Here is a 25,788-nt window from a genome sequence, read left to right on the forward strand (position 1 = left end):
ATGGATCTTGTGAACACCAGAGATTCACTGTGGGAGCGAGCCGGCTCCGGGCGGCGTTTCGACGATGAACGATAACTCGGTCTTCACTCTTCCGGGCGAATCGTGGCCACGTCCTTGGCATTGACCCTCACCGTCTTGCCTGAAATATCCTCGAACTCATAGAAGCCGTCCTTGTTCTTGGTATCCGGCATGTCCTTGGTCAAATACTGGGTGCCGTTTTGCAGGGTCACGACCGTCGGCGTCGAGCAGCCGGTCAAGGCTAACAAGGTTGCCGTGGCCAGCGGCAAACCCAGGGTTTTGATGTTCATATCCACCTCTCACAATGCTGAAAAATACCTCTATTGCGGTTGATGCCATCGATCGACATAGAGTTCGATGCCCACCTGAAAATGACCGAATATCGCCGCCGCTTATCCTTTTCCGTTTGCATCGCACCGCGGGTAACTGTTATCTGTACGCATAACCAGTACTCGCTTGCCATGGCGCTTTTCCCTGTGACTGCAAATCCCCTCGACGATCCGTTCTATTACCTTAACAACTTCATGCAAGTGCTTGACTGGCTTGAACATCGATATGCCGATCTATTAAGTGTAGAAGAACAAGCCTTCATCCGTGATTTCTCTCGGCTACCAAGGGAGTCACGGGCGCTGCTGGTCAGAATGGTGATGCGCAAGGGCGTGCATTTCAGGGCCGGCAAACTGAATTACGTCGAGATCGGTCCCATCGCCAGCGCGGCCGAGCCGTTGCTGGCGGCAGGCTGGATCGATGAAGTATCGCCTTTGCACATCGAGGAGCTGTTCGATGTGCTGCTCAAACCCGAGATTGTTCAGCGCTTCGGCGCTGTCATTGATCAGCCAAAGGGCAAGAAAAGTGATTGGCTCCCCCGGCTGAGTGAACAGTTTCCCGAGGCACACAGTTTTGCCCAATGGTGCCCGGCACTGAATGACCGGCTGTTCACCCTGACCGTCATGGACCTGTGTGACCGGTTTCGGCTGATGTTCTTCGGCAACCTGTATCAGGACTGGTCGGAGTTTGTACTGGCCGACCTCGGCATTTTTACCTATGAAAAAGTCGAATTCAGCGCCGAATCCCGGGGCTTGCGCAGCCGTGAGGACGTCGACGCGTGCCTGTTCCTGCACCAATGCCAGCAGCATTTCGAGGCGGGCGAGCCGCTGGCATCCATCGTCGAGCAAATCAATGGTCTGACACTCGGCAATCCGTGGCTGCAACGTCGTCGCGGCAAGTTGCTTTTTCAGATCGGTCAACACTGCGAGCGCATCGCCGATTTCGCCAGCGCACTGACGATATACCGCGACTGCGCCTATCCCGGCGCACGCGTGCGGCTGATTCGCGTGCTGGAGCGCTGTGGTGACTATCAGCTCGCCCTGGATTTGGCAACGCAGGCCCGGCAATCGCCGGAAAGCGCCGCCGAGCATCAACATTTGCTGCGCGTGCTGCCCAGACTGCGGCGCAAACTCGGCGGTCCGGCGCTCAAGCGGGCAGCCCCGCGGCCTATGCAGCGCCTGGACCTTCATCTGCCCAGAACCGATCTGGCGTTGTCGGTGGAAAATTACGTGCAGGCACACCTGGCGGAAGAACAGGCACCGGTGCATTACGTCGAGAACAGCCTGATCAACTCACTGTTCGGGTTGTTGTGCTGGCCGGCCATTTTTGCGCCGCTGCCGGGGGCGTTTTTTCACCCGTTCCAGCGCGGTCCGGTCGACCTGTTGCATGAAGACTTCTGCGCGCGTCGTGCCGAACTGTTCGAGGCGTGCCTTGCGGAGCTCGATGACGGTCGTTACCGGCAGACGATTCGCGAGCGTTATGCCGCCAAGTGGGGCGTGCAGTCGCCCTTCGTGTTTTGGGGCGTACTGAACGAAACGTTGCTGGATCAGGCACTCGCTTGCCTGCCGGCGGAACACCTCAAGCACTGGTTCAACCGCCTGTTGCTGGACATCAAGGCCAACCGCGCCGGGATGCCGGACCTGATCCAGTTCTGGCTGCAGCACAAGACCTACCGCATGATCGAAGTCAAAGGCCCCGGCGACCGGCTACAAGACAACCAATTGCGCTGGCTTGAGTTCTGTCATGAGCATCAGATGCCCATTGCCGTCTGTTACGTGCAATGGGCGGAGCAGACCGCTTGAGCTACAGCATTGCGGTACGGGCACTGTGTGAATTCACCGCAAAGGTCGGCGACCTGGACCTGCGTTTTACCCCGTCACCGACGGCGCTGGAAGGCATCGTCGGGCACCGCACGGTGGCGTCCCGGCGCAGCGACGGTTATCAAAGTGAAGTCGCCCTGGAAGGCACATATAAAACCTTGAGCGTGAAGGGCAGGGCGGATGGCTATGACCCCGGGCAAAACTGCCTGGAAGAAGTCAAAACCTATCGCGGTGACTTGAGCAAACAACCGCCCAACCACCGGCAGTTGCACTGGGCGCAGGCGAAGATCTACGGCTGGTTGATGTGCCGGAAACTGGAGCTGGCGCAGATCAACCTGGCGCTGGTGTATTTCGACATCGTCAGCGAAAAGGAAACCTGTCTGGTCGAGGCGTTCAGCGCTGAGCAACTGCAACCGTTCTTCGAACATCATTGCACGCTGTTTCTGCACTGGGCTGAACAGGAAATGGCCCATCGTGAGGCGCGCAATCAATCGGCGCAGCAATTGGCCTTTCCCCATGCCGGGTTTCGTCCGGGGCAACGGCATCTGGCCGAATCCGTGTTCAAAGCCGTCAGCACCGGGCGCTGCCTGATGGCGCAAGCACCGACCGGCATCGGCAAAACCGTGGGTACGCTGTTCCCGATGCTCAAGGCCCTGGCGCCGCAGCAACTGGACAAGGTGTTTTTCCTCACCGCCAAAACGCCGGGGCGCAAACTCGCGCTGGACGCTGCACAGGTGATCCTGCAAAGCGCCGATGCGCCGCCACTTCGGGTGTTGGAGATGATCGCCCGGGACAAGGCCTGCGAGCATCCAGACAAAGCCTGCCACGGCGAATCCTGCCCGTTGGCACGGGGTTTCTATGATCGGTTGCCCGCCGCTCGTCAGGCCGCCAGCGAACTGAGCCTGTTGAATCAGAGCACTTTGCGCGAGGTGGCACTGGCGCACGAGGTTTGCCCCTATTACCTGAGCCAGGAAATGGCCCGTTGGGCCGACGTGGTGGTCGCGGACTACAACTATTACTTCGATTTCAGTGCGCTGCTGTTCGGGCTCGCTCAAGCCAATAACTGGGCGGTCGCGGTACTCGTCGATGAGGCCCACAACCTGGTGGAACGCGGCCGGCAGATGTACAGCGCCAGTCTCGATCAGTCGACCCTCAACGGCGTACGCAAAACCGCGCCTGAGCCGCTGAAAAAATCCTTGCAGCGGGTCAATCGGGAATGGAATGCCCTGCATAACCCGCAATCCGGCGCGTATCAGGCGTACGACAGACCGCCGGAAAAACTGCTTCAAGCCTTGTTTTCGTGTAGTGCGAGCATCGGTGACTATCTCAACGATCACCCGCAGGGTCTGGACAGCTCGCTGCAAAGTTTCTACTTCGAGATGCTGCAATTTTGTCGAGTGGCCGAACTCTTCGATGAACAGTTCCTGTTCGACATCAGCAAACGCGACCTCGACCGCCCGCGCCAACTGTCACAGTTGTGCCTGCGCAATGTGGTGCCGGCCGGTTTCATCCGCCCGCGCCTGACCGCTGCGCGCAGCACTGTACTTTTTTCCGCGACGCTGAGCCCGCGGCATTACTACGCCGACCTGCTGGGCACCCCCGCGAATACGGTGTGGATTGATGTCGAGTCGCCGTTTCATGCTGATCAGCTACAAGTACACATCGTCAGCCAGATCTCGACACGCTTCGTCCACCGGCAGGCGTCGCTTGAGCCGATTGTCGAGCTGATCGCCCGGCAATTTGGCGAACGCCCCGGTAACTATCTGGCATTTTTCAGCAGCTTCGATTATTTGCAGCAAGTGGCGCAGTTGCTGGCCGAGCGTCACCCGCACATCACGCTGTGGTCGCAGTCCCGGGGAATGGGGGAGGCGCAGCGTCAGGACTTTCTCGACCAGTTCACCGCGCACAGCCAAGGCGTCGGCTTTGCGGTGTTGGGCGGCGCCTTTGGTGAAGGCATCGATTTGCCTGGCGCACGGTTGATCGGTGCGTTCATCGCCACGCTGGGTCTTGCGCAACTCAATCCGGTCAACGAACAGTTGAAACACCGCATGGCTGCCATTTTCGGTGCCGGTTATGACTACACCTATCTGTTTCCAGGGGTGCAAAAAGTGGTGCAGGCCGCCGGGCGCGTGATCCGTACCCAGCAGGATCAGGGGGTGGTGATGCTCATCGACGACCGGTTTGGCGACAGCAAGGTTAAACAGTTATTGCCACGTTGGTGGTCGGTTGAACCGACGCATTTTCGCGCTATCGAGTAGGATTTTTTACTTTAAAAAACAGTGACATATCTTGAAAGACACGCCGATTTGAACAAACAGCGAATCACCGCTTTATTCAAAGGGCAGGCAATCACTTTCAAGCGATTCTTTGATAAGGAAATCAGGGTATGTCAGTTGCACCAAACTACGCTTACACCCCGGAGCAGGTCACTGCCGCATTCAATGAAATCAAAGCGACGTTGTTCCGCGGCATCACTGCCCAGGCAACCCCCAAAATACTGATCGTTGCCGGGCTGCAAGGCTCAGGCAAAACCTATCTATTGGAAAACAGCCTTCTACCTTCCACGCGTTATCAGTGTTTTGTCCGTCTTTACTTGCCCGAGTACCGACAAAAACACCCCCAGTACGCCGAGATGATCAAGCTCGGCGTACTGCATGCCTATGAGCAGACAGAAGCCTTTGTCCGCGAGGTCAGCGCCAAGATCTTCACCGAAGCCTTCACTCTCAAATACAACATCATCATGGAGTGTGCGTTCGACAGCCTCGATTTCGCCGCCTTTCCTCCCCTGGCAACCGCAGCCGGTTATCAGTTCGAGACGCATATCGTTGGCTGCAATCAAGCGTTCGCTCACGTATCGAGCATCAGAAGAGCCCTCAGCAGCCTGAAAAAACAACAACTCGAAAGGTTCGTCACCTTATCGGCGCTGGATGCCAGCATGAGTAACGCGCAGGCGATTATCCTGGCCTTTGAAACCGCCTCGAAAGCGGTCAGCGGCTCACAGATCACGGTCTATGAACGCGGGCTCGGCGGGTTGAAAGAGCGGGTTTCGCGTTTCCAGAAGACTTATACAAAAGACGCAACTGAGATAACCCCTCCAACGGCACCGACCGTTTGCAGTACCTATGCCAGCATTATCAATAACCACGTCTACACCCTGAGGGAACGCGACGAGATGGTAAAGACATGCCACTTGGCGTTACTCAAAACCCAGGCACAAGCTACGCTGGTGCCTGACTTCGTCTACAACGACCTGCATGCCTACATCGTCAAATACGTGAACCGATAAGTCGTACCCATTCGGCGGCGAAGCGATGACAGTCTCCCGGCCAGCGAGCGGTCAATAACTGGCCATCACGCACGACAAAGCCTCGTTGTGGCTGGTCCGCTGAATCACGTACGGCGAGAAATCGGCCCCGCAGGAAATCTGCGGGGCTGGAAAGGGCGCTGGTGACTTCCGCCTCGACGGTCTGCGGGTAGGTTCGGTAGTAGCGCCCAAGCAAGGGCGCGGTCATTGCCCAGGCAGGTAATTCCATGGTGTTGGCCACCAGCGCGGTGACCTTGCGACCCCGCAATATAGAAAACCCGGTATCGGGATTCACGGTACGGGCCAGTAACAGAACACCGTGACACACCGCGGCCACCGGCTTGTCTGCGGTGAAAAAGTGCAAGGCAATCCGTTGTGCCTGAGCGGATTCCAGCAGTGTGCGCATGCCCTTGGCATGGCCACCAGGAATCAATAGACCGTCGAATTTGCTCGGGTCGACATCGTCATAGGACAGTGGTTTACGAAATGACGCGTCTTCGATCATCTGCCTATAACTGGCGAGGTCGGGCTTGCGTGTCATCAGCAAAGGGTTGAGCGGACCAAAACCGATATCCACCAGGCGCGAGTCGGCGTAGGCAGGCAAACCTTGTGGTGTGGCAAAACACACCTCGAACCCGGCCCTGCGCATCGCTTGCCAGGGCACGCTGCTCTCGGTCGGGTCGTAGTCGCAGGTTGGTAACAGAATCAGGATCATGGTGGCGCCTTATATCCGCCCAAGATGGCGTTTGGCGTCGAGCATAGGTGTTCTGCTGCCTGCACTCCACTGAACAAGCGTGCTGCGGCTTTCCAAACCCACGGTTTGCCGCATACTCCATCAAAACGATAGTCGCGGGTGTAATCGATGAGTGATGTGCCGTCCAAAACCAATTCCATCGAGGAGATGCGCTTTCGCCTGCTGATTGATGCTGTGGTGGATTATGCGATCTACATGATCGATCCCGACGGCATCATCACCAGCTGGAACTCTGGCGCCCGGCGATTCAAAGGCTACGAGGAAGCGGAGATTCTCGGCCAGCACTTCTCGCGGTTCTATACCGAAGAGGATCGACGTGCCGGTTTACCCCAGCGCGCGCTGGACACGGCGATTAATGAAGGTCGTTTTGAAGGCGAAGGCTGGCGGGTGCGCAAGGACGGCACGCGTTTTTGGTCGCACGTGGTGATTGACCCGATTCTGGACCCGACCGGCAAGCTGCTGGGATTTGCCAAAATCACCCGCGACCTCACCGACCGCAAAATGGGCGAGGAAACCCTCAAGCAAAGCGAACAGCAGTTCCGGTTGCTGGTTCAAAGCGTCACGGACTATGCCATCTATATGCTTTCCCCGGATGGACGCCTGACCAACTGGAATCAGGGCGCCCAACGCATCAAGGGTTATCGGCCCGAAGAAGTCATCGGCCAGCATTTTTCAATGTTTTACACCCCTGAAGACCGTGAAGCCGGCGAACCGCAACGGGCATTGGAGACGGCCATACGGGAGGGGCGATTCGAAAACAAGGCGTGGCGCGTGCGCAAGGACGGTACACGGTTTTTTGCTCACGTCGTGGTGGACCCGATCTGGGGCGACACCGGCACGTTGCTGGGTTTTGCCAAGATTACCCGTGACATCACCGAGGCGACCCTGGCCCAGCAAGACCTTGAGCGAACTCGCGAGGCGTTGTTCCAGGCGCAAAAAATGCAGGCCATCGGCCAACTCAGCGGCGGGATCGCCCACGACTTCAACAACCTGTTGACGGTCATCCTCGGCAATCTGGAAATCGTGCGCAAACGGATAGGGGATGATCCGAAACTGACCCGTCTGGTCGACAATGCCCGCCAAGGCGCCTTGCGCGGTGTATCCCTGACTCAGCGCATGCTGGCCTTTGCCAGACGTCAGGAACTCAAATTCGAATCCGTGGAAATACCCGCACTGATAGAAGGTATCAGTGGGTTGTTACGCAGTTCCCTCGGGCCTTCAGTAGTCCTCGAAACGCACTTTTGCGCAGAACTTGAGCCGGTCATGGCTGACGTCAACCAGCTCGAACTGGCCGTTTTGAACCTCGTCACCAATGCCCGGGATGCCATGCCCGACGGTGGTGAAATCGTCATCACAGCCAAGAAAGCGGAGCCGGGCGATCAAACAGCGTTATCCCTGAAGGAAGGCGCTTATGTTTGCCTGAGCGTTACCGATACGGGCGAAGGGATGAATGAGGAAACGCTCGCGTCGGCGATGGATCCGTTTTTCACCACCAAAGGGGTGGGTAAAGGCACGGGCCTGGGGCTGTCGATGGTGCATGGTTTTATCGAACAACTGGGTGGGCGGTTAATTCTCAAGAGCCGCAAGGACATAGGCACCACCGCTGAACTGTGGATCCCTGTCGCCACTCCTGCGTCAGACATCAGGCCCGTCATCGAAGAAGAACAATCAGCGCCGGTGGCGCAGCTGTGTGTGCTGGTGGTGGACGACGACAGCCTGGTGTTAACCAGTACCGGGCTGTTGCTGGAGGATCTGGGTCACCGGGTAATCGCTGCGATATCCGGTGCGAAAGCGCTTGAACTGTTCGAGAGCGAGCAGCACATCGACCTGGTGATCACCGACATGGCCATGCCGCACATGAATGGCGCGCAATTGGCACAGGCCATCCGGCTGAAGAAACCCGACCTGCCGATCATCCTGGCCACCGGTTACGCCGAACGCCTGGAAGGTTTCGCGACCATGCTCCCGCGCTTGTCCAAACCATATACCCAACTCAATCTGGTAGATGTCATTGCCCAGGCTATGAAGTGATTGCCTTTGAATTGCCACAATGCCGGTCAGTTACTCGAATACGCATTTGTAGCAGCAGGCTCCGCCAGCTGCTACGGATCGAGTCAAGCAGCGAGATTACCGTCGCTCCTACAGGGGCGATTGGTTGTGTTTGTCAGACCTTGCGATTACGCAAGCTGCGCTCCATCCGCGCAATGCCTTCTTCAAGCAACGCGCGCGGGCAGCCGAAATTCAGGCGCACGAATTGTCGGGTGTCATCGCTGAAATCCAGGCCAGGGCTCAAACCGACTTTGGCTTCTTCCAAGAAGAACTGCTGTGGGTTGTCCAGCCCCAGCGCCGAGCAATCGAGCCACGCCAGGTAGGTGCTTTGCGGGACGTTCATGGTGACGCCCGGCAGGCGGGTGCGGACGGCGTCGACCAGGTAATCGCGGTTGCTTTGCAGGTAGGCGCTCAGTTCCGCCAGCCATGGCCCGGCTTCGCTGTAGGCGACGCGGGTGGCTAACAGGCCCAGTGGGTTGACGCTGTCGACCATGCCGCAACGGGCGTGGTTGACCTTCTCGCGCAAGGCGCGGTCCTGAATAATCATGAACGAAGTTTTCAGGCCGGCGATGTTGTAGGCCTTGCTCGCCGACATCAGCGTGATCGTGTGCCGGGCGATTTCCGGGCTGAGCGTTGCCATCGGTATATGCTTGCGCCCGTCGAAGCACAACTCGGCGTGGATTTCGTCCGAGATGATCCAGGCGCCCTGTTCCAGGCAGATGTCGGCAATCGCTTGCAGTTCGTCTCTCGGGAAGGCTTTGCCCAGCGGGTTGTGCGGATTGCTCAGCAGCAGCGCGCCACCACCTTGCAGCGACTGGCTGAGGCTGGCGAGCGGGGTGGTGTAGGTGCCGTCAGCCTGCTCATCGAAATTCAGCTCGACCTTGTTCAGCCCCCAATGACCCGGCGCGTGGCGCAGCGGCGGATAGTTGGGCACCTGCACCACCACGTTCTGTTGCGGCTGGACCAGCGCCTTGAGCGCCATGTTGAAGCCCGACTCGACTCCCGGCAAAAAGATCAGCTCTTGCGGTTCGACGCGCCAGGCGTATTTGTTCCAGAGGTCGGTGACGATGGCGTCACGCAAGTCATCCGGGGCCACGCTGTAGCCGACCATCGGGTGTTCCAGGCGTTTTTGCAGGGCCTGGATGATCATCGGCGGCGCGGCAAAATCCATGTCGGCCACCCACATCGGGAGCACCTCGGCCGGGTAGCGGCTCCATTTGGTGCTACCGGTGTTATGGCGGTCGAACACCTGATCAAAATCGAAAGTCATGCGCGGTCTCGTAACAGCGGGTGGTTGATGCCGGCCATGATAATCGCCAATCCCTGTGGGAGCGAGCCTGTTGGCGATGGCGGCGAATGGTTTGAATCACATACCCCTGTAGGAGCTGGCTTGCCAGCGAAAGCGGTTTGACATTCAACATCTATGTTGCCTGACATTCCTTCTTCGCTGGCAAGCCAGCTCTTACAATGACCGTGCTGATTGATGCAGATACGCGCAAACGTCCGACGGTCGGTTTTCACACAGGACGCAGCTGCGTTGACTAAAGTTTCAAGTGTCGGCAGCCCGTCTGCCGCCAGCGTGATTGCTTAGAAAGTCCGGCAAAGCCCCGGACTTCCACCTGATCAGGAGTGCACGATGGACCTCAGCCGTCGTCAGTTCTTCAAGGTCGCTGGTATCGGCCTTGCAGGCTCGAGCCTGGGCGCGTTGGGCATGGCCCCCACGCTTGCCTTCGCCGAGCAGGTGCGCCACTTCAAGCTTGCCGCCACCCATGAAACCCGCAACACCTGCCCGTATTGCTCGGTCGGTTGCGGCGTGATCATGTACAGCCAGGGCGATACTGCCAAGAATGTCGCGCAAAACATCATCCATATCGAAGGTGACGCCGACCATCCGGTCAACCGCGGCACCCTTTGCCCCAAAGGCGCGGGCCTGCTGGATTTCATTCACAGCCCCGATCGCCTGCAATACCCGCAAGTCCGCAAGCCCGGCAGCAGCGAGTGGACGCGTATCTCCTGGGATGAAGCGCTGGATCGCGTCGCCGACCTGATGAAGGCCGACCGCGACGCCAACTTCATCGAGAAGAATGCTCAAGGCCAAACGGTGAACCGCTGGCTCACCACCGGTTTCCTCGCGGCATCGGCGTCATCCAACGAAGCGGGCTACATCACCCACAAGGTCATTCGCAGTTTCGGCATGCTGGGGTTTGATAACCAGGCGCGTGTCTGACACGGCCCGACGGTGGCAAGTCTTGCCCCGACGTACGGCCGTGGTGCCATGACCAATACCTGGACCGATATCGCCAACGCGAATCTGGTTCTGGTGATGGGCGGCAACGCAGCAGAAGCGCACCCGTGCGGTTTCAAATGGGTGACGGAAGCCAAGGCGCACAACAACGCGCGTCTCATCGTGATCGATCCGCGATTTACCCGCACGGCCTCGGTGGCCGACTATTACGCGCCGATTCGCACCGGCACCGACATCGCCTTCATGGGTGGGCTGATCAACTACTTGCTGACCGAGGACAAAATCCAGCACGAATACGTGCGCAACTACACCGACGTGTCGTTCATCGTCAAAGCCGGGTATGGCTTCGAGGACGGGATTTTCAGCGGTTATGACGTGGCTAAACGCGCCTACACCGACAGGTCCGGCTGGGGCTATGAGCTCGGTGAAGACGGCTTTGCCAAGGTCGACCCGACCCTGCAAGACCCACGCTGCGTCTATCAATTGATGAAGCACCATTACAGCCGTTACAACATTGACCTGGTGAGCCAGATTTGCGGGATGCCGGTCGATGCCATGCAAAAAATCTGGGAGGAAATCGCCACTTGCTCGGTACCGGGCAAGACCATGACCATCCTCTATGCGCTGGGCTGGACCCAGCACTCGATCGGCTCGCAGATGATCCGTAGCGCGGCGATGGTGCAATTGCTGCTGGGTAATGTCGGCATGCCGGGCGGGGGAGTGAATGCTTTGCGCGGGCACTCCAACATCCAGGGCCTGACTGACCTCGGGTTGCTCTCCAACTCGCTGCCGGGTTACCTCACATTGCCGGGCGACGCCGAGCAGGACTACGCCGCGTACATCACCAAGCGCACGCAAAAACCGTTGCGCCCGGGGCAGTTGTCCTACTGGCAGAACTACAGCAAGTTCCACGTCAGCCTGATGAAAGCCTGGTACGGCGGCAATGCCACGGCCGAGAACAATTGGGCTTACGAGTATTTGCCGAAACTGGACATTCCCAGCTACGACATCCTCAAAGTGTTCGACCTGATGGGCCAGGGCAAGGTCAACGGCTACCTGTGCCAAGGCTTCAATCCGATTGCCGCGTTGCCCGACAAGAACCGGGTGATGGCGGCGCTGGCCAAACTCAAATGGCTGGTGGTGATGGACCCGCTGGCCACCGAAACTTCAGAGTTCTGGCGCAATGTCGGCCCGTACAACGATGTGAAAAGTGCTGACATCCAGACCGAAGTGATTCGCCTGCCCACTACCTGTTTTGCCGAGGAAGACGGCTCGCTGGTCAACAGTAGCCGCTGGCTGCAATGGCACTGGAAAGGCGCCGACGGCCCGGGTGAAGCGCAAACCGACATTCGGATCATGGCTGAGCTGTTTCTGCGTTTGCGTCAACGGTATCAGGCGCAGGGCGGCGCTTATCCCGACCCGATCCTCAAACTGTCGTGGAAGTACAAGATCGCCGACGAACCCTCGCCAGAAGAACTGGCCAAGGAAATCAACGGCTACGCCACCACTGACTTCACCGACGCCACGGGTGCGGCGATCAAGAGCAATGCACAACTGGCTGCGTTCAGTCAGCTCAAGGATGACGGCAGCACCGCGTCCGGCTGCTGGATTTTCTGCGGCAGCTGGACCGAGTCCGGTAACCAGATGGCCCGTCGCGACAACAGCGACCCGTGGGGCATGCACCAACAACAGGGATGGGCCTGGGCTTGGCCGGCGAACCGACGGATTCTTTACAACCGCGCGTCCGCCGACCTGCAAGGTAACCCGTGGGACCCGAAAAAACGTCTGGTGTGGTGGAACGGCAAAGTCTGGGGCGGCACTGATGTGCCCGACTACAAGGCCGACGTGCCGCCAGAAGCGGGGATGAATCCGTTCATCATGAACCCCGAAGGCGTGGCGCGGTTCTTCGCCGTCGACAAGATGAACGAAGGCCCGTTTCCTGAGCATTACGAGCCGTTCGAGACGCCCATCGGCATCAATCCGCTGCATCCGGAAAACAAAAAAGCCACCAGCAACCCGGCGGCGCGGATCTTCGATTCGGTGTGGGATTCCCTCGGCGTGGCCAAGGATTACCCGTACGCGGGCACCAGCTACCGCTTGACCGAGCATTTCCACTTCTGGACCAAGCACTGCAGGCTCAACGCGATTACCCAGCCGGAGCAATTCGTCGAAATCGGCGAGGTCCTGGCGAAGGAGAAAGGCATCGTCGCCGGCGACCGTGTGCGCGTCAGCTGCAAGCGCGGGCACATTGAAGCGGTGGCGGTGGTGACCAAGCGGATTCGTCCGTTGCAGGTCAACAATCAGGTGGTGCACCAGATCGGTATCCCGTTGCACTGGGGGTTTACCGGACTCACGCGCCACGGGTACCTGACCAACACCCTGGTGCCGTTCCTCGGCGATGGCAATACGCAGACCCCGGAATCCAAGTCATTTTTGGTCAACGTGGAGAAAATCTAAATGGCCAGCCAAGACATTATTGCCCGGTCGGCCACCACGACCCCGTCGCCATCGGTGCGCATTCAGGAGGAAGTGGCCAAGCTGATCGACACCACCAAGTGCATCGGCTGTAAGGCTTGCCAGGTTGCCTGCTCGGAATGGAACGAGCTGCGCGACGAAATTGGCTACAACCACGGCACCTACACCAACCCACAAGACCTGAGCGCAGAAACCTGGACCCTGATGCGCTTCACCGAGCATGAAACCGATGCCGGCAACCTCGAATGGCTGATTCGCAAGGACGGCTGCATGCATTGCGCCGAACCCGGTTGCCTGGCGGCGTGCCCGAGCCCGGGGGCGATCATCAAGCTCGCCAATGGCATTGTCGATTTCAACCAGGACCACTGCATTGGCTGCGGCTATTGCATCACCGGCTGCCCGTTCAACATTCCGCGGATCTCGCAAAAGGATCACAAGGCCTACAAATGCACGTTGTGTTCGGATCGGGTCGAATACGGGCTGGAACCGGCCTGCGTGAAAACCTGCCCGACCGGGGCGATTGTGTTCGGCACCAAGGAAGACATGAAAGAACACGCCGCCGAACGGATCGTCGATCTGAAAAGCCGTGGCTTCGAAAACGCCGGCTTGTACGACCCGGCCGGCGTTGGTGGCACCCACGTGATGTACGTGCTGCACCATGCTGATACGCCGCAGCTGTACGCCGGGCTGGCGAAGGATCCGGCAATCAGTCCGCTGGTGGGGTTGTGGAAAGGCGTGAGCAAACCGTTAGGGCTGTTGGCCATGGGCCTGGCGGTGCTGGCCGGGTTCTTCCATTACGTACGCATCGGGCCGCAGGTGGTCGAAGAGGACGAACATCCTCCAGGCAAGGACCCGGCCGTGCATGAGGTTGACCCATCGGTTCATACCTATGATCCGCGGCGGGAGGACAGGCCATGAGCAACAAAACGATCCTGCGCTACACCACCGGCCAGCGCACCAATCACTGGCTGGTGGCGATCCTGTTTTTCATGGCGGCACTCTCCGGGTTGGCGTTGTTTCATCCGGCGTTGTTCTGGCTCAGCAACCTGTTTGGCGGTGGCCCATGGACACGCATCCTGCACCCGTTCATGGGCGTGGTGATGTTCGTGCTGTTCCTTGGATTGGTGCTGCGCTTCTGGCGAGCGAATTTCTTCATTACCAATGATCGGTTGTGGCTGAAGCGAGTCGGGCGGGTGATCAAGAACGAGGAAGAGGGCGTGCCACCGATCGGCAAGTACAACCCCGGGCAGAAGCTGCTGTTCTGGACCTTGCTGGCCTGCATGCTGGTGCTGCTGTTCAGCGGGCTGGTGATCTGGCGCGCGTATTTCAGCGATTTTTTTGGTATCACCACGATTCGTTGGGCGATGCTGCTGCATGCGTTGGCCGGGTTTGTGCTCGTGCTGAGCATCATCGTGCACATCTACGCCGGGATCTGGATCAAGGGCTCGGTCAGCGCCATGGTGCATGGCTGGGTCAGCCGCGCCTGGGCGAAAAAACACCATGAACTGTGGTACCGCGAAGTGACCCGCGACGAACATCCCGACCGGCCGATCAGCAAAAAAGGATAAGCACTTGCCGACGATTCTTGAGCCTGGAGAGATTGAAGCGGCGGCGAGTTCACCGCCGTTTCTGTACCTGCCGCCGCACAACCTGTTCACCTTGCGTGCATTACGCCTGGAGCGGTTGGCCGAGGGGCATCCGCTGGCCGATTACCTGCGCCTGGTGGCCGGCCTGTGTTATGTGCAGCAGCAACTGATGGACGATCCACCCGTCGCCACCTTGCCAGATCCCGAGCGAATCAAGGTATGCCAGGAGCACGACCTGCCACCGCTTGCCGCCGACAGTCTGGTGCGCGAGGGGCATTGGTTGCCCTACCTCGACACCTTGTTGGAACGCTACCGGCCAGCGCCGCAACTGGCGGTAGAACAAGCCCTGGCGACGTTGCGCAATACCGACTCCGGACAACGCAAAGCCTGGGCGGTGGCCTTGGTCAGCGGCCAGTTCACGCTGCTGCCCGCAGCGCTGGTGCCGTTTCTCGGCGCCGCCTTGCAAGCGGCCTGGAGTCACTGGTTGCTGAGCACGCCGGACCTGGCGCTGAAACCTGGTGACAGCCTCAGCCAATGCCCGGCCTGCGGTTCGCCGGCGATGGCCGGGGTGATTCGCAACCGTGGCAAACACAACGGTTTGCGCTATCTGGTGTGCTCGTTGTGTGCCTGCGAATGGCATGTGGTGCGGGTCAAATGTGTGTACTGCGAACAAAGCAAAGGCCTGGAATACGTCAGCCTCGACGACGACCGCCATGCCGCCAATCAGGCGCCGTTACGCGCCGAAACCTGTCCGGGCTGTCGCAGTTACCTGAAACTGCTGTACCTGGAAAACGACGCTGAGGCCGAAGCGTTGTCGGCTGACTTGGCCAGTCTGATGCTCGACATGCGCCTGGAACAGGAAGGCTACCTGCGTCCGGCGCCCAATCTGCTGCTGGCACCCGGGAGCGACTGAACGCTCAGCGGCTACACTCAGGCGCGACGGTCAATCGTTTTCAGGAGCGCCGGATGCCTTCAACCTCCGCCAGCCAAACCCTGCGGCTGCCTTCCATCGACAGTCTGCTGCGCCATCCCGCCTGCCAACCACTAGCCGAGCGCTATGGCCGGGAGTCGCTGCTGGCAAGCCTGCGGCAATTGCTCGATGACTTGCGCGAACCGGTGCTGGCCGGGCAACTCGATGCCGTGGAAATCAGCCCGCAGGTATTGGCGGGGCGGGCGGGTGAGCGTCTGGCCCAACATCACCAAAGCCATGTGCGGCGGGTGTTCAACCTGACCGGGACCGTGCTGCACACCAACCTCGGCCGGGCGCTGCTCCCCGAAGTCGCCATCGAAGCGGTGCAAATGGCTGCGCGCTATCCGCTCAATCTCGAATTTGATCTACACAGCGGCAAGCGCGGCGACCGTGATGACCTGATCGAAGGCCTGATCCGCGAACTGACCGGCGCCGAAGCGGTGACGGTGGTCAACAACAACGCGGCGGCGGTGCTGCTGACGCTCAACAGTCTGGGCGCGCGCAAGGAAGGGATTATTTCCCGGGGCGAGCTGATTGAAATCGGCGGCGCCTTCCGCATTCCCGACATCATGGCGCGAGCCGGGGTCCGGCTACATGAAGTCGGCACCACCAACCGCACGCACGCCCGTGATTACGAAGCAGCCATCGGCCCGCGCAGTGGTCTGGTGATGCGCGTGCATGCGAGCAATTACAGCATTGAAGGGTTCACCGCGCGGGTGCCGACCGCCGAACTGGCGCAGTTGGCGCACAGCCACGGATTGCCGCTGCTCGAAGACCTCGGCAGCGGCAGCCTGCTGGACCTGACCCGCTGGGGCCTGCCCGCCGAACCGACGGTGCGCCAGGCGCTGCTCGATGGTGCAGACATCGTCACCTTCAGTGGCGACAAATTGTTGGGTGGTCCGCAGGCCGGGTTGATTGTCGGGCGCAAGGACCTGATCGCGAAGATCAAGAAAAACCCGCTCAAACGCGCACTACGGGTCGACAAACTGACCCTGGCCGCGCTCGAAGCGGTGTTGGGTTTGTACCGCGATCCCGAGCGCCTGGCCGAACGTCTGCCAAGCCTGCGCCTGCTGATCCGCCCGCAGACCGATATCCTCGCCCAGGCCGAACGCTTGCAACCTTCGCTGGCGCACGCATTAGGTGACGGCTGGAGTGTCAGTGCGCTGCCGGCGTTGGGCATGATCGGCAGCGGCAGCCAACCGGTGGCGCGCCTGCCCAGCGCCGCGTTATGCCTGCGGCCAAAGGTGTCCAAACGTCTACGCGGGCGGCAGTTGCTGGGGCTGGAGGCCGCGTTCCGCCAGTTGGCCATTCCGGTGCTGGGCCGCATCGACGACGACGCACTGTGGCTGGACCTGCGCCAACTGGACGACGAAGCCGCCTGGCTGGTGCAACTCGATCAGTTGTCGGTCGAGGGGCAGGTAGGGTGATCGTCGGCACCGCAGGGCACATCGACCACGGCAAGACTTCGCTGCTGCAAGCATTGACCGGGCAGGCCGGCGACCGTCGCCGCGAAGAACGCGAACGCGGCATGACCATCGACCTTGGTTATCTTTATGCGGCGCTGGAACCGGGCGCCGAGTTGACCGGGTTCATCGACGTGCCCGGTCACGAGCGGTTCACCCATAACATGCTGGCCGGGGCGCAGGGCATCGATCTGGTGTTGCTGGTGGTCGCCGCGGATGACGGCGTCATGCCGCAAACCCGCGAACACTTGGCGATCATTGAACTGCTGGGCATTCCCCGGACGCTGGTGGCGATCACCAAGTGCGACCGGGTCGATCCGGCCCGGGTGCAAGCCGTCCATGAACAGATGACAACGCTACTGGCGCGCGGGCCCTATGCCGATGCGCCGCAGATCGCGCTGTCGAGTGTGACCGGGGAGGGCGTCGAGGCACTGCGCCAGGCGCTGCTCGATGCACAGCGTGACGTCCTTCAACGCAGCAGCAACGGCGGTTTTCGTCTGGCAATTGATCGGGCTTTTAGTGTGGCAGGCGCTGGCATCGTGGTGACCGGCACGGCATTGTCCGGGCAAGTGGCGGTGGGCGACACACTGGTGCTCAGCCCGCTAGGTAAACCTGTGCGTGTGCGCGGTTTGCATGCGCAAAATCAAGCGGCAAACAGCGCGTATGCCGGGCAACGCGTTGCGTTGAACCTGAGCTCCGAGCGCCTGGCGCTGGAGCACATTCACCGTGGCCAATGGCTGCTGGCCGAGTGGCTGTATGCCCCGACCCAGCGACTGGACATCGACCTGCACTTGCTGGCCAGCGAAGCCAAAGCCTTCGAACACTTTCAGCCGGTGCATGTTCACCTCGGCACTCAGGACGTGACGGGGCGGGTGGCGTTGCTCGAAGGTGCCAGTCTGGCGCCGGGTGGGCGGATGTTCGCGCAAATCCTGCTCAATGCTCCGGTGCAGGCGGTGAAAGGTGACCCGTTGATCCTGCGGGATCAGAGCGCCCAACGCACCCTCGGCGGGGGCCGGGTGCTCGACCCGTTTGCTCCGTCCCGACACCGACGCAGCCCCGAACGCCTGGCACAGCTACAGGCCCTCGCCAGCCGTAATACGCTGGAAGAACTCTTGCCAGCGTTGTTGGCCAACAGCGACACCGGCCTCGATCCACGGCAACTGGAGCGTCAGTTCAACCAGCTACGTGCGACCTGGGTATTGCCCGCTGACGTGCGCTTGATCGAGACCCGCCAAGGTCCGTTACTGTTCAGTGCTGCGCGTTGGGAGTCGCTGAAAGCTCCCTTGCTGGAACAGCTCGCACGCTTCCATCAACTTGAGCCGGATCAAATGGGCCCGGACCGGGATCGCCTGCGTCGCTTCGCTGCAACGGCTTTGGAACGCCCGACCTTCATCTGCCTGCTCGACGAATTACTCGCCAGCGGCGTCCTCGCCACCAGCGGGCCGTGGTTGCATTTACCCGGTCATCAAGTGCGCTTGAGCGAAGAGGACGAAGCCCTGTGGCAGCGTTTGCAACCGCTGTTCGAACAGGCCGGTTTCGATCCGCCGTGGGTGCGCCAACTGGGAAATGACGAGGCTACCGTGCGCCTGTTGTTGCGCAAAATGGCGCGGTTGGGGCTGCTGCATCAAGTGGTCCGGGACCTGTTCTACACCGACGCGATGATCCGTCGATTGGCGGCTATGCTCTTGCAACTGGCCGAGCACAACCCGGTGATTCAAGTCGCGGCGTTTCGCGATGCGGTCGGCCTGGGTCGCAAGCGCAGCATTCAGATTCTGGAGTACTTCGACCGCATCGGCCTGACCCGACGCCTGGGCGACAAGCGCCAAATCCGTCTCGACAGTGCCTTGGCGCAACAGAGAGACGACTGACTTCAAGGAAGGTAATCGCGCCCGGTGGCGCGGCCGGGCTTCAAACCCGGTTGGGGACGGCATCCGTTCCCGGGCCGGTTCGACTCCGGCTGCCTTCCGCCATTTTCCGCACGACCTGTCTCCTCCGGACAGCGGGAGGGCGTGGTTGCGTAGATTCAGGCGCGGATGTTGGATCGATGTGCTGCATTGTCACTTTTTTTTTTCGAAGTGCTGCGATGCAGAGCACAGATCACGTCGCACTGTTAAATCATTGTCTATGCTGGCCTTACCGCTTCCCTACCTGCTTTGCATAAGCAAGGAGACATCCATGGTGCCCACACCTCTGTCCGAGAAATCGTTGACCCGCAGCATGCTCGATGTCCTGATTCGTGCCGGGTTGATTGTTGTTCTGGTGCTGTTTTGCTTCGATATATTCCAGCCGTTTCGCGACCTGATGCTGTGGTCGGTGATCCTGGCGATCACGCTCTACCCGTTGCAACTGCGATTGATGGGGTCGTTCGGACGCAGCGAAGGGCGTGCTGCAACGGCGATTGTGCTGATTGCCATCGCTATTCTGGTGGTGCCGGTCTATCTGTTGGGCACCTCGATTGCTTCGTCGGTCGGGCAGGTCATCGACCTGGTGAAGGAAGGTACCTTCAACATCCCGCCGCCGCCCGACACGGTCGCCACGTGGCCGATCGTGGGTAAAACTATCTCGTCAGTATGGATGCAGGCATCCACCGATCTTCCGGACCTGATAGCGAAGTACTTGCCGCAAATAAAAGGCGTCAGTGTGGGCTTGTTGACCAAAATTGCCGGCGTCGGTGCGGGTTTGTTGATGTTCATTGTTGCCTTGATCATCGCCGGTATTTTCATGGCGCACGGTGAGGCCGGCACCCGTGCCGCGGTAGAGATCGCGTCTCGCATCAGCGGTCCTGACAAGGGGGCAAAAATCGCCGAACTGTGCACTGCAACCATCCGCGCAGTTGCGCTCGGCGTGGTCGGCATCGCGTTCATTCAGATGCTGCTGGTGGGTATCGGCTTCGTGCTCAAAGGCATCCCGGGCGCAGGTATACTTGCCATCTTCGTGTTACTGCTCGGCATCATGCAGTTACCGGCCACGCTGATTACGCTGCCGGTGATCATCTATGTGCTGGCCACCGAGGGGCCCAACACGAGGACCATTATCTTCTCCGTCTTTGTGTTCGTTGCCGGCCTGGTGGATAACGTACTCAAACCGCTGTTGCTGGGACGGGGGGTGGATGTGCCGATGCCGGTCGTGCTGATTGGCGCGCTGGGCGGCATGGTCACGAGCGGCATCCTGGGCTTGTTCATAGGGCCGGTGGTGCTTGCGGTGGGCTACCAATTGTTCTGGCAGTGGGTTCAGGATCGGCCGGAGGAAGGGTAAAATCCGTAACCATGAACGCGCCAAGTCACGAGTTGCTGGACCGGGTGTTGACTGCTCATGGTGGTGTCGAACGCTGGAACAGCCGAGAAGCCCGACGGGCAGGTCGTTGCCGAACGATCAGCCCCCCGGTCCTCCTTTCCAGGTCACGAAGAAAATACCCCTTGGGACCCACTGCACCGCGCATACTTCAACGGCTATGCGTTGTGGTCCTACCTGACCATGCCCTTCCAGTTCAGCTGCCGGCTGTCGTACGGAAGAACTCTCGGCATCAGGTCAACCAGACACGAAGGCGTTACTGGTAGCAATCGACCTCAGCGACATCGTCTACTCGTAATGCACGTTGCAGTGCCCGCGGGCTCTGTCAACGGCCGGGGTCGGAGGAGGCGTTTTGAAACCGTTCCTGCCCGGACCGGGTACATCAGCGTGGAACATGTTGCGCCAGGCGTGCCTGCAACGCCGCGATGCCGTGCCGCCAACCTTGACGGAACTGGCGGTCGTCCCCGGCATTCCAGAGGCGCGTTACTGGCTGGACCGGGAAATCGCTCCGCTGATTCGGGACGTGCATCAGGCCAACCATCGAGAGGCCCAAGCGCTTGCCAGAGCCGGGGAGCCGAATGACATGCTACCGCTGGCCAACATGCTGGCGGTCTCTGGTGGTAGTGACGCTGGCACCTTCGCGGCGGGCATCATCGCAGGATGGACGTTGCATGGGACGCGGCCAGCTTTCAAAGTGGTAACGGGCATCAGCGCTGGCGCCCTGGTTGCCCCGTTCGCTTACCTGGGGCCTCAGTACGACGACATCATTCTGCGCATCTGCAGCGCCATCGGCCCCAAAGACATTTTCCGTTCGCGCAATGTGCTGACCCGGCTTGCCAGCGACGGTATTGCGGACAGCAAGCCATTGTCGCGGCTCGTCGCGCAATACGTCACCCCTGACCTTCTGGCGGCGATTGCGGCGCAGTACGCCAATGGACGACTCCTGATGATCGGCACCACCGACCTCGATGCAGGGCGGCCCGTGACCTGGAACATGGGCGCCATTGCCGCAAGCGGTGCGCCGGGAGCGCTCGACCTGTTTCGTCAGATCCTGATCGCATCAATGAGTATTCCCGGTGCCGTCTCACCCGTCATGATCGACGTGGAGGTCAACGGTCAGCGGTTCCAGGAAATGCACGTGGACGGCGGCGTCATCACGCAGGTATTTCTTTACCCCCCAGGCACCGTCATGGCGCTGAATAACGTGACGGGCGCGCGCTTGCGCCGTGATCGGCATTTCTATGTGATTCGCAACGGGAAAATGGAGCCGCAGTGGTCCGGGACCAAGCGCCGCACGCTGAGCATCGGCGGTCGCGCCATCAGCGCGTTGATCCAGACGCAGGGCATCAGTGACCTCGACCGGATTTACCGAATGGCCCAGCAGGACGGGTCCGACTTCAATCTTGCGTACATCGGCTCCGATTTTCATCACCTTCGCACTCATCGGTTCGATGGCGAGTACATGAAGCGTTTGTTCGAGTACGCCTTTGAGCTCAGCGCGAAAGGTTACCCGTGGCATAAATCCCCCAATACCTGAATCTTTTATGTTTCTGTACCGGGATGTTGTTGGACTGGAACGGCCCCATCGCGAGCAGGCTCGCTCCCACACTGGATCTCCATCAGGCACAGATTTTGTAGATGACAAAGATCAACTGTGGGAGCGATCCTGCTCGCGATGGGGCCAGTCAAGACACCCATTACTGTCAGGTGTACTTGTGCTTGTCCGGTGCTGGCGGGAATTACTGGCGCAGTTGCTTTCGTGAAATTAATCATGTAGTTTTTCATGAAATTATAAAAACATAATTTCATGAGAGCCGATATGTTCCAGCAGTCCACGCAGCATGTCGCCAGCTACTACGCCCACAGTTGCGCTGATCGCCTGACCACTCGACCTGCGCTCGCAGGTGAACACGACACCGAGATCCTGATCATCGGCGCAGGGTTCAGTGGCCTGCACACCGCGTTGCGCCTGGCCCTGGCCGGCAAGCGCGTGACATTGCTGGAAGCCAGTCGCGTGGCGTGGGCAGCCTCGGGACGCAACGGTGGTCAGGCCATTCTCGGCTGGTCATGTGACATGCCACCTCTGGAAACGGCGCTGGGTTATGAGCGCGCTCGCCGGTTGTGGGACGGAATGCGTTGGGCGGCGCAAGAGCTGCGTGAATTACCCGCTCGCCATGGTTTTGACTGTGATTATCGCGCCGGCCATCTGTGGACTTCGGTCATGCCCCGACGTGTTGGTCTGCTGACCGAGTGGCAGCGCGAGGCCAGTCACAAGTGGGGGCACCATGGCTTACAGTTCATCAGCCGTGAGCAGTTGCCGCAGTGGATCGCCAGCGAACGCTATCAGGCCGGTCTCTTTGATCCTGAGGGCGGTCATTTGAACCCGCTGAAACTGGCACTCGGTCTGGCCACCGCCATCGAACGCGCCGGCGGCCGTATCCATGAACAAAGCAAAGCACTGAGTTATCGAGAGGACAGCGGTCGCTTCGTGGTGAACACTGATCGCGGGTCCATTCGGTCGGATGTTCTGGTGCTGGCCTGCAATGCCTATCTGGACCGGCTCGACCCCAAGCTGGCCAGTTGCGTATTACCCGTCGGTACTTATCAAGTGGCGACCGCGCCCCTGACGCCAGAGCAGGCCACTGAGCTGCTGCCCCGCAATGTATGCGTTACCGACAACCAGTTTGTCCTCGACTATTTCCGTCGCACACCGGACAACCGGCTGCTGTTCGGCGGCGGCTGCACGTATCTGGGCGGCATGCCCAAGGACATTGCCGGGGCAACACGACCGTTCCTGGAACGAGTGTTTCCACAGCTCAAAGGCGTAGAGCTGGAGTTCGCCTGGGGCGGGCACATCGACCTGACACTTAAACGAACGCCTGACATCGGCAGGTCGGGGGATCGCTACTGGCTGCAAGGCTATTCCGGGCATGGCGTCCTGCCCACACTGGCCGGCGCCCGTGCAGTGTCCGACGCCATTCTTGGCCAGGACGATGAATTATCCTTGTATCAGGGCTTGAACAACGGCAGTTTTCCCGGTGGTAAATACCTCGCCGCGCCGCTGGAAGCTATCGGCAAAGCCTGGTATCGACTGCGCGACAGTATCTGATGAGTCATCTACCGGAATTGCAGGCATGAACAAGCAAGAAGAAATCGCTGCGCTGGCGATCCTGATTCACGATTTGCGCAAGCACAAGAAATACACCTTGAAGGAACTGGCGGACAAAATCGGCCGTTCCGTAGGCTTTCTCTCGCAGGTCGAACGCGGTCTGTCTCGGCCTACCGTGGCAGACCTGACGGCGATCAGTGAAACCCTGGACGTACCGACGACGTATTTCTACAGCCTGCCAAAACCCAAGGAATTGCCGTGGGTCACGCGGCCGGACGAACGCCGCACGTTGTACTTCGCCAACGGCATTACCGACATTCTGGTTTCGCCAAAAATACGTGCGTCATTTTCCATGCTCGAAAGTCATCTCGAAGCTGGCGCCAGCAGCGGCGACCGGCACCTGACCGACAGCTCGGAGCAGGGCGGTTACGTGCTCGAAGGCGAGCTGACGCTGTGGCTGGGCGACGACGAAGACCCCGTTACCTTGGTGGCTGGCGACAGTTTTCAGTTCGACAGCCATACCCGTTGCCGTTACGGCAACCTCACCGGGCACCTCACGCGAGTGCTTTGGGTTTACACCTGATAACAAGATAAGGACCAACAATGATGGATGCTACCTGCTCTGATCTGCTGGCTGAGGTGCGGGCCTTTCGCCAACGCTATCCTGAGGTGCGCTATGTCGACCTGATTTCCCTCGATATTCCGGGACATTTTTACGGCAAGCGTTACCCGGTGGACATGCTGGAAAAGGTCGCGGCCGGCAGTGCGCTGAAACTGCCGCAGAACTGCGTATTGCTGGGCGTGCAGGGCGGTTTGTTCAAGATCGGTGATTACTGTTTCAACGACGGCGATCCGGATGCATTGCGTCGTCTGGTGCCGGGAACACTCAAACCGGTGAGCTGGGAAGGGCAACCGCTGGGGCAAATGCTGATCACCTCGGACGGCACTGAAAACCCCATTGTGTTTGAACCGCGCCAGGTACTCGCGCAGGTCCTGGACAGGCTTGCAGGTAAAGGCATTCATCCCGTGGTGGCGTTCGAGCTGGAGTTCTACCTGTTCGATAAAAAGCTGCGCGACGGGCTGCCGCAGTTTCCCCGCGACGGGCTGACGGACGATGCCGATGACCAACCCAACATGCACATCGAGCGACTGTCACGCTTTGCGCCGGTACTCGACGACATGGTCGAGACCTCGCGGGCTCAGGGTATCGACAGCACGGTGATCACCGCCGAACTCGGGCCGGGTCAGTTCGAAATCAATTTCGGTCACCTTGACGATGGCTTGCGTGCGGCAGACTGGGCGGCGCTGTTTTGTCGCAGCAGCCGTGGCGTAGCGCTCAAGCATGGTTATCGTGCGAGCTTCATGGCCAAACCTTACTTGCAGCACCCGGGCAGCGGCATGCACGTGCATGTCAGTCTTTACGACGCGGCCGGCAACAACATCCTGGCGGCCAACCAACAGCAGTCATTGCGTCACGCCGTGGCCGGCTGCCTGGAATTACTGCCGCATTGCATGCCGGTTTTCGCCCCGAACCAGAACGCTTATCGCCGCTTGGGCGGCACGACTAACATCGCCACGCGAGCGAGCTGGGGCTTTGAAGATCGTGATGCGTGCCTGCGCATTCCGGAGTCGGATTCGAAAAATTTGCGCATCGAACATCGTCTGGCGGGCGCCGACGCCAATCCCTATCTAGTGTTGGCGGCGATTCTGGTGGGACTGGAACATGGGCTGGACGCCCGCAAAGAACCCATCCCGCCGCTGAACGAAGACCGCAACAGTGGCGTCGACTTCCCACTGGAAATGCTCGAAGCCGTGCGATCGATGCAGCATCAGCCGCAATTGCGTGAAGGTTTGGGGGCCGAGTTCGTGGATGTCTATTGCGAGAACAAACGTCAGGATCATTTGGCGTTCATGCAGGAAATCAGCGCGCGGGAATACCGCTGGTATCTGTAATCGGTGGAGACGGGCAATCGTTCAATCCGAGTGATTGCCCGCGACACTAGCGAGAAGATCGATGGTGCCCAAGACGATTGAGCACGAGAAGCGAACCGCTAACCAACAGCGCAACACCGACCACCAGCAGCGCCGAAGGGCGAATCGGCATTCTTTCGGCACTTGTCGTGCCGATTGCCGACGAGTACGAAGGGCTCAAGTGCTGGCGGCTGCATGGATCGCCCCGAGTCTACTTCAGCCACTAATTTAGCTCTCAATTTTTCATTGGGTGGAGTCTGGCCATGTCGTGTGTAATCTGTGAAAACGTTTCTGCACGAACAATCTGCGCGGGCGCGTGGCAGGAATTCCATTGCCCTGAATGCGGCAATGGCCGTATTTCCCAGGAGCTTCTGAGCCTGATGATGTTATTGAACCTGCAACTTGA

General features: G+C 59.6%; 18 protein-coding genes and 1 tRNA gene. 16 read left to right on the forward strand and 3 right to left on the reverse strand.

What is annotated here, in order from left to right; all coding sequences use genetic code 11:
* Positions 1 to 83: 83 nt before the first annotated feature.
* The gene (locus AC1DWM_RS00360; protein WP_223512425.1) at positions 84 to 308 is read right to left on the reverse strand and encodes a YgdI/YgdR family lipoprotein; all 225 of its coding nucleotides are present in this window, start codon (positions 306 to 308) and stop codon (positions 84 to 86) included.
* Positions 309 to 479: 171 nt separating this feature from the next.
* On the opposite strand from AC1DWM_RS00360, the gene AC1DWM_RS00365 reads away from it, so the two are divergent.
* The 3 genes from AC1DWM_RS00365 (at position 480) to AC1DWM_RS00375 (ending at position 5,451) form a co-directional block, all read left to right on the forward strand.
* On the forward strand, positions 480 to 2,147 hold the full coding sequence (locus AC1DWM_RS00365; RefSeq protein WP_477794396.1) for a VRR-NUC domain-containing protein: 1,668 nt from the start codon (positions 480 to 482) through the stop codon (positions 2,145 to 2,147).
* A complete protein-coding gene (locus AC1DWM_RS00370; RefSeq protein ID WP_477794397.1) occupies positions 2,144 to 4,423 on the forward strand; it encodes an ATP-dependent DNA helicase in 2,280 nt (759 codons plus the stop codon). The genes AC1DWM_RS00365 and AC1DWM_RS00370 overlap by 4 nt, the downstream gene beginning before the upstream one ends.
* Positions 4,424 to 4,551: 128 nt before the next feature.
* On the forward strand, positions 4,552 to 5,451 hold the full coding sequence (locus AC1DWM_RS00375; protein WP_477794398.1) for a zeta toxin family protein: 900 nt from the start codon (positions 4,552 to 4,554) through the stop codon (positions 5,449 to 5,451).
* Here AC1DWM_RS00375 and AC1DWM_RS00380 read toward each other — a convergent pair.
* Positions 5,432 to 6,184, reverse strand: coding sequence for a DJ-1/PfpI family protein (locus AC1DWM_RS00380; RefSeq protein ID WP_477794399.1), 753 nt, complete (start codon positions 6,182 to 6,184; stop codon positions 5,432 to 5,434). The two genes, AC1DWM_RS00375 and AC1DWM_RS00380, sit on opposite strands and share 20 nt — an antisense overlap.
* Before the next feature lie 147 nt (positions 6,185 to 6,331).
* Here AC1DWM_RS00380 and AC1DWM_RS00385 point away from each other — a divergent pair, with 147 nt between their 5' ends.
* Complete coding sequence (locus AC1DWM_RS00385; RefSeq protein ID WP_477794400.1) at positions 6,332 to 8,254, forward strand: hybrid sensor histidine kinase/response regulator; 1,923 nt, start codon at positions 6,332 to 6,334, stop codon at positions 8,252 to 8,254.
* A 133-nt stretch (positions 8,255 to 8,387) separates the two neighbouring features.
* On the opposite strand, the gene AC1DWM_RS00390 is transcribed toward AC1DWM_RS00385, so the two are convergent.
* Entirely contained in the window at positions 8,388 to 9,542 is a 1,155-nt protein-coding gene (locus tag AC1DWM_RS00390; RefSeq protein WP_477794401.1) for a MalY/PatB family protein, read from the reverse strand.
* A 366-nt stretch (positions 9,543 to 9,908) separates the two neighbouring features.
* Between AC1DWM_RS00390 and fdnG the strand changes: the two genes are divergently transcribed.
* The 12 genes from fdnG (at position 9,909) to AC1DWM_RS00450 (ending at position 25,364) form a co-directional block, all read left to right on the forward strand.
* Positions 9,909 to 12,974 carry a formate dehydrogenase-N subunit alpha gene (fdnG, locus tag AC1DWM_RS00395; protein ID WP_477794402.1) on the forward strand — a complete coding sequence of 1,022 codons (3,066 nt, stop codon included), beginning with the start codon at positions 9,909 to 9,911 and terminating at the stop codon, positions 12,972 to 12,974.
* Positions 12,975 to 13,910: a formate dehydrogenase subunit beta gene (gene fdxH / locus AC1DWM_RS00400; RefSeq protein ID WP_477794403.1), complete on the forward strand. Its 936-nt coding sequence runs from the start codon at positions 12,975 to 12,977 to the stop codon at positions 13,908 to 13,910.
* On the forward strand, positions 13,907 to 14,560 hold the full coding sequence (locus tag AC1DWM_RS00405) for a formate dehydrogenase subunit gamma (RefSeq protein ID WP_223512389.1): 654 nt from the start codon (positions 13,907 to 13,909) through the stop codon (positions 14,558 to 14,560). Before fdxH ends, AC1DWM_RS00405 begins: the two co-directional genes overlap by 4 nt.
* Positions 14,561 to 14,564: 4 nt before the next feature.
* Entirely contained in the window at positions 14,565 to 15,491 is a 927-nt protein-coding gene (gene fdhE, locus AC1DWM_RS00410) for a formate dehydrogenase accessory protein FdhE (protein ID WP_477794404.1), read from the forward strand.
* Between the two features lie 53 nt (positions 15,492 to 15,544).
* Positions 15,545 to 16,975 carry an L-seryl-tRNA(Sec) selenium transferase gene (gene selA / locus AC1DWM_RS00415; RefSeq protein ID WP_477794405.1) on the forward strand — a complete coding sequence of 477 codons (1,431 nt, stop codon included), beginning with the start codon at positions 15,545 to 15,547 and terminating at the stop codon, positions 16,973 to 16,975.
* Entirely contained in the window at positions 16,972 to 18,879 is a 1,908-nt protein-coding gene (gene selB / locus AC1DWM_RS00420) for a selenocysteine-specific translation elongation factor (protein WP_477794406.1), read from the forward strand. The genes selA and selB overlap by 4 nt, the downstream gene beginning before the upstream one ends.
* 6 nt (positions 18,880 to 18,885) lie before the next feature.
* Positions 18,886 to 18,981, forward strand: a tRNA-Sec gene (locus tag AC1DWM_RS00425).
* A gap of 205 nt (positions 18,982 to 19,186) precedes the next feature.
* On the forward strand, positions 19,187 to 20,266 hold the full coding sequence (locus AC1DWM_RS00430) for an AI-2E family transporter (protein WP_223512381.1): 1,080 nt from the start codon (positions 19,187 to 19,189) through the stop codon (positions 20,264 to 20,266).
* A 388-nt stretch (positions 20,267 to 20,654) separates the two neighbouring features.
* Positions 20,655 to 21,839: a patatin-like phospholipase family protein gene (locus AC1DWM_RS00435; protein ID WP_477794407.1), complete on the forward strand. Its 1,185-nt coding sequence runs from the start codon at positions 20,655 to 20,657 to the stop codon at positions 21,837 to 21,839.
* Between the two features lie 282 nt (positions 21,840 to 22,121).
* The gene (locus tag AC1DWM_RS00440; RefSeq protein ID WP_223512379.1) at positions 22,122 to 23,411 is read left to right on the forward strand and encodes an NAD(P)/FAD-dependent oxidoreductase; all 1,290 of its coding nucleotides are present in this window, start codon (positions 22,122 to 22,124) and stop codon (positions 23,409 to 23,411) included.
* Between the two features lie 25 nt (positions 23,412 to 23,436).
* Positions 23,437 to 23,994 (forward strand): helix-turn-helix domain-containing protein, encoded by a 558-nt coding sequence (locus tag AC1DWM_RS00445; protein ID WP_223512377.1) that lies wholly within the window; start codon positions 23,437 to 23,439, stop codon positions 23,992 to 23,994.
* 23 nt (positions 23,995 to 24,017) lie between these two features.
* On the forward strand, positions 24,018 to 25,364 hold the full coding sequence (locus AC1DWM_RS00450; protein WP_223512692.1) for a glutamine synthetase family protein: 1,347 nt from the start codon (positions 24,018 to 24,020) through the stop codon (positions 25,362 to 25,364).
* Positions 25,365 to 25,788: the final 424 nt, after the last annotated feature.

This window comes from Pseudomonas sp. P4_C8 (assembly GCF_056401975.1).